This window comes from Candidatus Methylacidithermus pantelleriae (assembly GCF_905250085.1).
GTDB classification, from domain to species: Bacteria; Verrucomicrobiota; Verrucomicrobiia; order Methylacidiphilales; family Methylacidiphilaceae; genus Methylacidithermus; species Methylacidithermus pantelleriae.
The window spans coordinates 1-9,333 of sequence record NZ_CAJNOB010000036.1; the positions used below are offsets into that span (position 1 = coordinate 1).

The window sequence follows — 9,333 nt, forward strand, 5'->3', positions numbered from 1 at the left end:
GAGGTCGAGCAGGCCTTTTGCGCATTAAAAAGTTACCTCGAGGTCCGGCCGGTCTACCATTGGCGGCCCGACCGTGTCCGCAACCACGTGAGGATCTGCTTTCTGGCCTATTGGATGACGGCTCGTTTGGCCGCCGAGTGGAGCAAGCTCGGTGTTGTTGAACACGTTCCTGCGCTCCTGCGCCGCTTCCAGGCAATCCGCCTCGGCGTTCTCTCCGTGGAAGGCAAGCCGATCGTTCGTCTTTTGAGCAAGATTCCTCGGGAACTGAATCGGCTCCTGGAAAAACTTCGTCTGCTCCCGCTCTTCTCCCAGCCGCCGGCCTGGGCAGCAATGTAGCCAGTAGCGGAAAGGCCTGTCATTCCGCATCAAGGATTTACGCCGCTACTCAATGGAAGTCAGGTTAGGCCCGGGGAGGCTTTCATCTTGCTTAATGACCATGATCCAAAGCCCCTCTACTACCAGTTCCTCCACGAGCGGCAGGGGCAGGTCACCTGGGAGTACTTGGAAGAGGGCCCGGAGGTCTGGCGGGTGCTCATCGGGAAGGCAGGAGGATAAAAGTGGACAGTGTGACAAACTTTCTATAATCAGTATTGCAGCACTTTTGGGGACCTTTATGACAATGACCACCCAAGGTGCCACGCCGGTGCAGGCGCTGGTGCGCTGGCTCTTTTTTGGCTGCTGTGGGGATGCTGGCTGGTGGCACCATGTGGTGGGGGTTCTTTCTGGATAGGCCCCAGGAGGGCGAGGTGTTCGCCTTTATCGCAAAAGAGATCCGGCGTTTCCGACGCATCGGAGGGGTGACGCTGGTGGCGGTGGCGTTGACCGCCCCTCACCTTTTCTGGCTTCACGGCTGGGCTGTCCGAGCCGGTGAGATCCCCCTCTGGCTGGCTGGCCTGAGCGCCCTGGTCCTTGCCTGCCTCTCCACCGCCTGGCTCCTCTGGCGGTCTCGTCCGGAGGACATCTTTCAGCAGTGGCCGGTGCGGTTGAGTTGGGCCTCGCTGGTGCTGGCCCTGATCCTGACGGCCCTCCTGGACGCCCGGATCACATTTCCCTACCACCCCTCCGCTTGGATGCTGCGGCCACTACATCTTTTGGCCTTCGCCCTCTGGTTCGGCGGCGCTTTGTGGAACATCTTCATCGCCGTGCCGGCAGCCCAGGAGATCCTGTCGCTGCCCGTGGTGGTGTCTTCAGCCCGGCACCTGGAGCGCTTCCGCCGGACGGTTCGGGTCATCTTACCCACGCTCCTCATTACCGGCCTACTCCAGGCTCTGCCCTACACCAGTCTCAGCCTGCGCGCTATTGATGAGCACCTTTGGGCAACTCATCCTTTTGAAGTTGGGGCTGATCGTCGCACTGGTGGGGATTTTCATCACCTGCCCGATGTGGCGCGCCTGCTCGCCGGTCCGAGCTATGTGCGACGTGGAGGAACTGGAAACCAGACCCGCTCCACCGGTCCAACCCGTTCAGCGCCTGGACAACCGTGGGAAATCCTGCGCAGGGTTCGTCCACATCCAACATGCGCTGGAGGCTATGCAACCAGGCGAGGTTCTGGAATTGCTCAGCAGCGATCCCATCTCCTGGTGGGAACTGCCGGCCTGGTTGAATAAAAAAGGTCACCGGCTCCTCTCCTGCGAGAAAGGGGGCCGGTTGTGGTGGCGATGGTATCGCTTTTTGATCGAGAAGGGGGGACAACATGGAGTACAGTTGGATTGAAATCACGGTGGCCGCACTCTTCCTCACCGCGGCCATCACCCTTTGGATAAGCCGAGGATCCGGGTGGCTGTCTTGGCGGTTTTGGCGGAACGCCATGGTCGTCAGTTCCCTGGTCATGAGCGGGATCTTACTCTGGTTGACCGTGGACACAGTCAATAAGGTCCGTCCCGGAGCCGGGCGCGTTCCCCCGTGGACGGTCATCAACCACGAGATCGGCCTCCAATGGGACCCGGAACGCCGCTGGGAAGTGCCGGTGATCGGCAAAGAAACGGGCTTCTTCGGCAAGGTGTACTCTCCGCAAGAAGCCTATGCCCTGATCAACAAGGGGAAACTGACCATCCAATCGCGAAATTGCATGGAGTGCCATACCCTGTTGGGGAACGGCGCTTACTTCGCCCCCGACCTCACTCGCTCCTGGTTAGACCCCTGGTGGAAGGAGCGCATCATGCCCATCGTGGGGGCAAAAACTCGGGAAGCGGCAATGAAAGCCTGGCTGATTAACCCGCCTCAGTATCCCCAGGGAAAGCGTATCATGCCCAATCTCGGCTTGACGGATGAAGAACTCACGGCCGTTGTGGCTTTTCTTAAATGGATGTCAGCGATTAACACGAATGGGTTTCCACCCTACTTTGGACAAAAAGGACGAACCGGAGGAAGGTGAGCATGGACAAGACCACACATCAAATCGCCCAAACCCGACCTAAACTGTACGAGTCGCAGAAATTGGCGCTTTGGTATTTTGGAGTTGCTATTGCACTTTTTGGCGTACAGTTGCTCTTCGGGCTTCTGGCAGCGTACCAGCAAATAAATCCCAGGTTTCTGTTTCCTACGCTGCCCTTCATGATGACTCGAACGATCCACCTCAATACCATGATTGTTTGGCTGCTTTTGGGGATGATGGGCGGGGTGTACTGGTTCCTTCCCAGAGAAACTGGGCGTGAGGTCGTCGGTATGACAGCGGCCAAAGTGATCTGGTGGATCATAGTGGCTGGCTTGGGCGTGTTGCTTGGCCTTTACCTCTTTGTCCAGTACGGACCCGGGGAGATGAAGACCATCTGGCTCCTCATGGAAGGCCGGGAATACCTCGAAGCCCCTCGCTGGGTGGATCTCGCTTTGGTCGTATGGTTGGGTATTTTCCTGTTCAATGTGGTTGCCACGGTGTTGGCAAGCCGCAGGATAACGGGACTGTTGGCGGTGCTCATTTTCGATCTGGTGGCCTTGGCCGCTCTGTACACCGCGGGCATGCACTACACCGTGAACATCACCATGGACCAGTACCTCTGGTGGTGGGTGGTGCACCTGTGGGTGGAAACGACTTGGGAAGTGCTGGTCGGCGTCCTGGTGGCCTGGTCTTTGATGTACCTCTTGGGCACCCCCCGGCGCATCGTGGAGACCTGGCTGTTCGTCGAAGTCGCCCTGGTCTTCGGCACCGGCATCCTGGGGCTGGGGCACCACTACTTCTGGATCGGCACGCCGGAATATTGGCTGGGCCTGGGTGGGTTCTTCAGCGCCTTGGAGCCGCTCCCCTTAGTGGCCATGGTCGTGCACGCCGTGTACGATGCCGGCAGTCACCGGCTGGGCACGGTGAACAAACCGGCCATGTTTTGGGTCATCGCCCAGGCCTTTGGCAACTTTATCGGCGCCGGGGTATGGGGCTTTATGCAAACGTTGCCCCAAATCAACATGTACAGCCACGGCACACAACTGGCCGCAGCCCACGGCCACCTGGCCTTTTTTGGAGCCTATGTGGCCACAGACCTGGCGCTGATGTATATCGCCGCCCAGCACCTGCGCGGAACCATCCCGGTCCCCCTGGACTCGGAGCTCTGGCGATGGGCCGCGGGATTGATGATTTTGGGGATCATAGGGGTCACCGCCGCTTTCACCCTTTCGGGGTTTGTGCAGACGCTGGTGGAACGAGCCGTGGGCGGTAGCACCTGGGCGGCCTTCATCGACAGCTACACCCACCCCTGGTATGCCGGCACGTTGAGCTGGCGCTTCGCCTTCGGCCTGATCCTGGTCCTGGGCTACGCTCTGCTGGTCGGGGATCTGTTCACCCTCGGCAAAGCCAAACAAAGGAGGCGAGCCGGATGAACTCGGCCGAGATTGCCCGGATGGTGGGGACGATCATTGTCTTGGGCTTCTGCTTCGTCCTGTCGGCCGGCCTGTACGCCGGCCTCTACACGGCCGGTCGGATGTTCCGGAAAACCTGGCTCATTTGGGTCAGTTCTTTGTTTGCCCTGGGCCAGTTCCTCGCGGCCGTAGGCATGGTCATGACCGGGTATCTGGATCCCTTCTGGAGATATCTGGTTGCTGCATCGGCTCTGGCGTATTTGGCCATTCCTCCCGCCATGTGGCGCGTGGTGATCGCCTTCCATCGCTCGGAAGAGCGCCCTACGTCCCGGGAGCGGGAGGCCGAGCGCACGCGCACCGAACCCTAACCGCAGGAGAAGGGCATGATGGCTAAGATCACCCGTGTTGAAGTCTATGTAGACGGCGCGTCCGAACCCTTTCAAGTCCTCACCGAAGAACCTTTCAAGGTCCGTTTGGATCCGGCCGACTTTGCCGAGGGCGACCACTTCCTACGGATTGCGGTTCACTACGACAACGGGGAATACTACGACCACCTCTACACCTTTACCGTCGCCCATCGTAACGAGGCCTACGCCGGTCACCTCAACCGCGTTCCTATGGGCGCCCCCATCGATGTCGATCTCATCGACCCTATGGAACGGGAAGCGACGAGCTCGTCTCCCAACCGCGTGCTCTACGCCCTATTGCCTGTGGTGCTTTTCCTCTTCATCGGCGGCGTGGCGGCTTGGTTCAACTTTTTTGGCAGCCGGGCCGCCAGCGACGTCATGACCCAAATCGAGCCTATCCCAACGCCATCTCAGGGCCGTACGCCCGCGGCCGGCCCGGTCGACGGCGCCGCCCTCTATGCGCAACATTGCTCCGTCTGCCATGGCCCCAGCGGCAAGGGGCAACCCGGGGTCTTTCCCGCCCTTGCCGGCAATCCTAACTTGGCAGACACAGATCTGGTGTTGAATACAATACTCCACGGCCGGCCCGGCACGGCGATGCCGCCTTGGGGGCCTCGGCTGAGCGATGAGGAAATCGCCGCCATCGTCAACTACATCCGTTCCTCCTGGGGTAACGATTTCGGCACCGTCACCCGAGAAGATGTAGCGGCAAAACGTTGACTTTGAAGGAGGTTATACAATGGGTGCAGCGATGTATCCGTTGGTTCGTTCCGAAGCGGCCTTCCGGCCGGATCGCTTCGTTGGCAAGGTGTTGGCGGAAAGCGAGCGCACCAAAGTGATCCTGGCCTGCTTCGAGCCGGGGCAGTTCATCCCGGTCCACCGGCCGGGGGTGGGCCTGACGTTGGTCGTGCTGGAAGGGCAGGGGCGCGCCGTCGTCGGCGATCAGGAGCACCCGCTGACGCCGGGGGCGGTGGCCTTTGTCCCCGCGGGGCAAGCCCCGGGGCGTGCTGGCCGAGACCCGGCTGGTGGTGCTGCACGTGGTCACGCCACCCCCAACGGAGGCCGACCACGCCGAGGTCCAGGCGGGGCTGCAAAGGGGCCGCTGGCGGTAGGCGCTCGATCAACATGAAGGCGCTCTACCTGCTCTCGGTCTGGCTTCACGTTATTTCCGTCACAGTCTGGCTGGGAGGGATGTTCTCCTCGTCCTCGTCTTGTTGCCGGTCACACGAAACGGGGTGTTCGGCCCCCTAAGCAGCCGCTTGGTGCCCCTTGTCGGCTTACGCTTTCGCTGGATCGGCCGGATCTGCTTGATCCTGCTGATCCTGACCGGGAGCTTCAACCTGGCCTATCGCGGTTTCACCTGGAGCGACCTCTTCAACGGAACCCTCTGGCAGAAAACCTTCGGGCGCACGCTCGGGATCAGGCTCCTCCTGGTGGGCGTGGTGCTGGCGCTGAGCGCGGTCCATGATTTTTACATCGGCCCTCGGGCGACGGCCCTGTGGCAGGAGCGCCCCGATGACCCGCGGGCGGCCCGTCTGCGCCGTCAGGCGGGGTGGATCGGGCGCCTGAGCTTCCTGCTCGCCTTGGTGATCGTCGCCTTGGGCATTGCCTTGGTTCGGGGCGGCTTTTAGTATTAAGGGTCCGCAGAGGGAACCATGAGACGAAAGGCCGGAGGTGACGGATGACCCCTGCCACGGAGCTTGGGTTTGGGATCTTGATCCTTGTGGGCTTGATCTAGACGGCCCTGTGGGTGTGGATCGTAACGAACGCCCGCCGGAGTGAACCCTACGAGAATGTGGCTCCGAAAGCCGGGAGGCTGCGCAAAAGCCTCTTGCCCATCGCCCTGACCGTTCTCGGCGCGGCCTTCTTGGCTTCCCTGCCCTTCTTGCCCTACGACTATGTTCGCTCCGGGACCTTGGGTTCTCCTGAGATCACCGTTGAGGTCGTTGGTCGGCAGTGGGCGGGGAGATCCACCCGAGGGAGATCCCGGTGGGCATGCCGGTGGAGTTCCTCGTCCGAGCAGCCGACGTCAACCACGGCTTCGGCCTCTACGACCCCGACGGAAGGCTAGTAGCCGAGGTCCAGGCCATGCCCGGCTATACCAACCGCCTGACCTACGTGTTCAAGAAACCCGGCACCTACAAGGTGCTCTGTCTGGAGTTTTGCGGCGTGCTCATCATGCCATGGCCGCCACCATTACCGTACAGGGGAGGTAAACGATGAGACGCATCGCCCTGGTCTACATGCTCACGGGTTTTTTGATCTTCCTGGGGATGATCCAGCTGGGACTGTGGATGCGCCTGAGCCAGGCGGGCATTCTGAGCCCGCCGCCCGTCCTGTTCTACGCCATCCTCACCCTGCACGGCACCGCCCAGCTCTCTGCTTTCCTGCTGTCGGGGATGGGGGGCTTGGCGTATGCGCTGAGCCCCAAAGTGCGGCTCAACTCCTCCCTGCTTTGGCTCGTCTATGGGATCTACATGGTCGGCGTGATTCTTGTGCTCATCTCCACGCTTGTGGGCAAAGTCGGCGTTGGCTGGACGATGCTCCCCCCTCTTCCCTTTGCCGGGGTTATGACTTGGAGCATGGCCATGGCCACCGCCTTCATGGTGGGAGTGTTCTCGGTCGCCCTGGCCTTTCTGCTTTACTGTGTGAACGCGTTGTATGCCATCGTGAAGGCGGACGGAGGGGTGTCCAAGGCCCTGGCCTGGAGATATCTCTTCTCAGGAGGGCGCTCCGGTGCCGAGTCCCTGCCCCGGATGGTGGATCTGGCGGGCATGATGGTAGCAATCGACGGGATCATCGCCACCGTGGTCGGGGCCGTCCTCCTGATCGCCCTCTTTGCCACCATGGCGGGAATCCTTCCTAATTTAGATTGGCTCGTGGTCAAGAACGGGCTTTACCTCTTCGGCCACATGGTGGCCAACCTGATCATCTACCTCGCCGCAGGGCTGCTCTACACCGCCCTGCCTGCCTACACGAACCGGGAGTGGAAGACTGCCTGGTATTCCATCCTGGGCTGGAACCTGGCGATCGTGTTGGTCCTTTTAGCTTACGGCCATCATGTCTATCAAGACTTCGTCCAGCCGCTTCTCCTTCAAATGACGGGCTTTATCGACTCCTATCTCGTGGGGCTTCCGGCGCTCCTGGTGACGATCCTCGGAGGACTGGCCCTGATCTACCGTTCGCGCCTGCGCTGGGCGGTTTCTTCCATTTTGATGGTTTTAGGACTGGGGGGCTGGGTCTTCGGAGGCGTAGGGGCCGTCATAGACGCCACCATCCCCTTAAACCAGCTGTTCCACAACACCTTGTTGTGGGTGCCCGCCCACTTCCATACGTATCTCCTGTTCGGAGCGGTGGCCTTCAACCTGGTCTTCTTGTACCGCCTCATCACCGAATTCAGCAACTCGAAGGGCTTACAAGTAAGCCGGGCTGCGGCCGGGCTGTACGGGATCGGTGGGGCGGGCTTCTTCCTCACCTTCTTCGTAGCCGGGGCTTACGGCGTGGCGCGGCGGTTCGCCGTCTATCCGCCGGAGTGGCAAGTCTTCGCGCAAGGGGGGATCCCCTCCATCCTCCTCGTGGACCTTGCCGTGCTCGGGTTGGCCGTGGATATATTCACCAGACTCAGGGCTGCCCGGCAGACGATATCCCCAGCCCCCGCATGGAGGGCAGGATGATCCGGCTCAAACGCGTCTACGAGCCGCCCGCTCCGGAGGACGGGAAGCGCTTCCTGGTGGACCGCCTCTGGCCGCGGGGGATCAAAAAGGGGGCGCTGCCACTGGACGGCTGGCTGAGGGACGTGGCGCCCAGCGACGCCCTGCGCAAGTGGTTCGGTCACGACCCCGCGAAATGGGAGGAATTCCAACGACGCTACTTCGCCGAACTGGAGGCCAAGCATGAAGCTTGGCAACCTCTGCTTGAGGCAGCACGAAAGGGTAATGTTACCCTGCTTTTCAGCGCCAGGGACGAGGCCCACAACAACGCAGTGGCACTGAAGTCGTTTTTAGAAACCCAGATACAGTATGAGAAACTCCGCTAGGGAGGCTTCAGACATGTTAACATATACCCACAAATGTTTGTACCAGCAAATCGTGGATAATGCTTATGATGGGATCATCTTTGCTGATACCAAGGGACTTATTCGCCTCTGGAATTCCGGCACAGAGGCTATCTTTGGCTATTCGGCTGAGAAGGCTCTGGGTCAGAGCCTGGATTTGATTATCCCTGAACGGTTCCCGGCACGGCACTGGGAGGCCTACCACCGGGTGATGGAAACCGGTGTCACAAAGCACGCGCACGAGGACCTGCTTGGCGTGCCTGCCCTTCACAAGGATGGCTCACGCATTTCCATCGAATTTAGGATGGTTCTCGTATTCGATGATGCAGGCAGTGTGTTGGGAGCTGCTGCCATCATTCGGGATGTTACAAAACGCTGGCAGCAGGAGAAGGAACTAAGGGAACAAATAGATACCTTGAAGGCTAAACTGAAAGAACTGAGTAAAATGAGTTCACATACGGCAAACTCAGCCGATTCTAAGTAGGTGTACTCACAGAAGCACAACTTGCTTGTGCTTCATTTGATCTTGAGTGTGCTGGTAAAGTAACTTCCCAAATGACAGCCAAGTTAGGGCGTCGGGTCGGGTAATCAAACAAGGAATGAAACCCAATGATTTCGTGTAGGCTCCTAATAGGCTCTTGGGTCTGCTCTCACAACATGCTAGAAGAGTGAAAAAGTCAAGCTAACACTTCGTCTTCCAACAAAAGCGGGATATAACCTGACTTAGACACTTTTTCACCGACATTGTGATTTATCAATTAGTTACGGAAAGTATGTAGTACGTAATAGATGAAAGAATATATGGACGTGTATTTGTTGTGTTTGGCATACAAGAGTGCGTAGTGCACTTTTGCGAAGTCAAGTCGCGGCAGAAGGGGAGGGTTTACAAGAGCTATTTTATCCGAGAGTCGTATCGGACCGAGAAAGGGCCGCGTTCCCGGACGATCTGCAATGTCACTGCGCTACCCGAAGAGGTCCGGGAGCTGATTCGTTTGGGCTTGCAGGGGAAGAAGGTCGTCGAGGTTGAGAAGCTGGGACTGGAGGAGCAATCGGACTTCGGGGGTCTGGCGGTTTTGCGGGAGGCAT

At 59.5% G+C, this 9,333-nt stretch carries 14 protein-coding genes and 1 pseudogene; all 15 read left to right on the forward strand.

The window, feature by feature from the left end; all coding sequences use genetic code 11:
• Positions 1-336: pseudogene (locus KK925_RS08135) on the forward strand (IS1634 family transposase); the annotation flags it as partial.
• 21 nt (positions 337-357) lie between these two features.
• Positions 358-555: a DUF2249 domain-containing protein gene (locus KK925_RS11480; protein ID WP_174583477.1), complete on the forward strand. Its 198-nt coding sequence runs from the start codon at positions 358-360 to the stop codon at positions 553-555.
• A 191-nt stretch (positions 556-746) separates the two neighbouring features.
• Positions 747-1,607 (forward strand): hypothetical protein, encoded by an 861-nt coding sequence (locus tag KK925_RS11190; RefSeq protein ID WP_236027890.1) that lies wholly within the window; start codon positions 747-749, stop codon positions 1,605-1,607.
• Positions 1,522-1,713: a sulfurtransferase TusA family protein gene (locus tag KK925_RS11485; RefSeq protein WP_407929048.1), complete on the forward strand. Its 192-nt coding sequence runs from the start codon at positions 1,522-1,524 to the stop codon at positions 1,711-1,713. Before KK925_RS11190 ends, KK925_RS11485 begins: the two co-directional genes overlap by 86 nt.
• The gene (locus KK925_RS08150; protein WP_174583468.1) at positions 1,694-2,374 is read left to right on the forward strand and encodes a c-type cytochrome; all 681 of its coding nucleotides are present in this window, start codon (positions 1,694-1,696) and stop codon (positions 2,372-2,374) included. The genes KK925_RS11485 and KK925_RS08150 overlap by 20 nt, the downstream gene beginning before the upstream one ends.
• A 2-nt stretch (positions 2,375-2,376) precedes the next feature.
• A complete protein-coding gene (locus KK925_RS08155) occupies positions 2,377-3,807 on the forward strand; it encodes a cbb3-type cytochrome c oxidase subunit I (RefSeq protein WP_174583469.1) in 1,431 nt (476 codons plus the stop codon).
• Positions 3,804-4,154, forward strand: a complete 351-nt coding sequence (locus KK925_RS08160; RefSeq protein WP_174583470.1) for a hypothetical protein — start codon at positions 3,804-3,806, stop codon at positions 4,152-4,154. The genes KK925_RS08155 and KK925_RS08160 overlap by 4 nt, the downstream gene beginning before the upstream one ends.
• An 18-nt stretch (positions 4,155-4,172) precedes the next feature.
• On the forward strand, positions 4,173-4,913 hold the full coding sequence (locus KK925_RS08165; protein ID WP_214096425.1) for a c-type cytochrome: 741 nt from the start codon (positions 4,173-4,175) through the stop codon (positions 4,911-4,913).
• Between the two features lie 31 nt (positions 4,914-4,944).
• Complete coding sequence (locus KK925_RS11490; RefSeq protein WP_407929049.1) at positions 4,945-5,322, forward strand: cupin domain-containing protein; 378 nt, start codon at positions 4,945-4,947, stop codon at positions 5,320-5,322.
• 106 nt (positions 5,323-5,428) lie between these two features.
• Positions 5,429-5,824, forward strand: a complete 396-nt coding sequence (locus KK925_RS08175) for a DUF4149 domain-containing protein (RefSeq protein ID WP_268905643.1) — start codon at positions 5,429-5,431, stop codon at positions 5,822-5,824.
• Between the two features lie 325 nt (positions 5,825-6,149).
• Complete coding sequence (locus KK925_RS08180) at positions 6,150-6,416, forward strand: cupredoxin domain-containing protein (protein WP_214096426.1); 267 nt, start codon at positions 6,150-6,152, stop codon at positions 6,414-6,416.
• Positions 6,413-7,867 carry a cbb3-type cytochrome c oxidase subunit I gene (locus KK925_RS08185; protein WP_174583474.1) on the forward strand — a complete coding sequence of 485 codons (1,455 nt, stop codon included), beginning with the start codon at positions 6,413-6,415 and terminating at the stop codon, positions 7,865-7,867. Before KK925_RS08180 ends, KK925_RS08185 begins: the two co-directional genes overlap by 4 nt.
• Positions 7,864-8,229, forward strand: a complete 366-nt coding sequence (locus tag KK925_RS08190; RefSeq protein WP_174583478.1) for a DUF488 domain-containing protein — start codon at positions 7,864-7,866, stop codon at positions 8,227-8,229. Before KK925_RS08185 ends, KK925_RS08190 begins: the two co-directional genes overlap by 4 nt.
• A 13-nt stretch (positions 8,230-8,242) precedes the next feature.
• Positions 8,243-8,731, forward strand: a complete 489-nt coding sequence (locus KK925_RS08195) for a PAS domain-containing protein (RefSeq protein ID WP_174583475.1) — start codon at positions 8,243-8,245, stop codon at positions 8,729-8,731.
• Positions 8,732-9,089: 358 nt separating this feature from the next.
• Positions 9,090-9,333, forward strand: a 244-nt coding sequence (locus KK925_RS08200) for a hypothetical protein (protein ID WP_456237186.1), incomplete at its 3' end; no start/stop codon positions are given.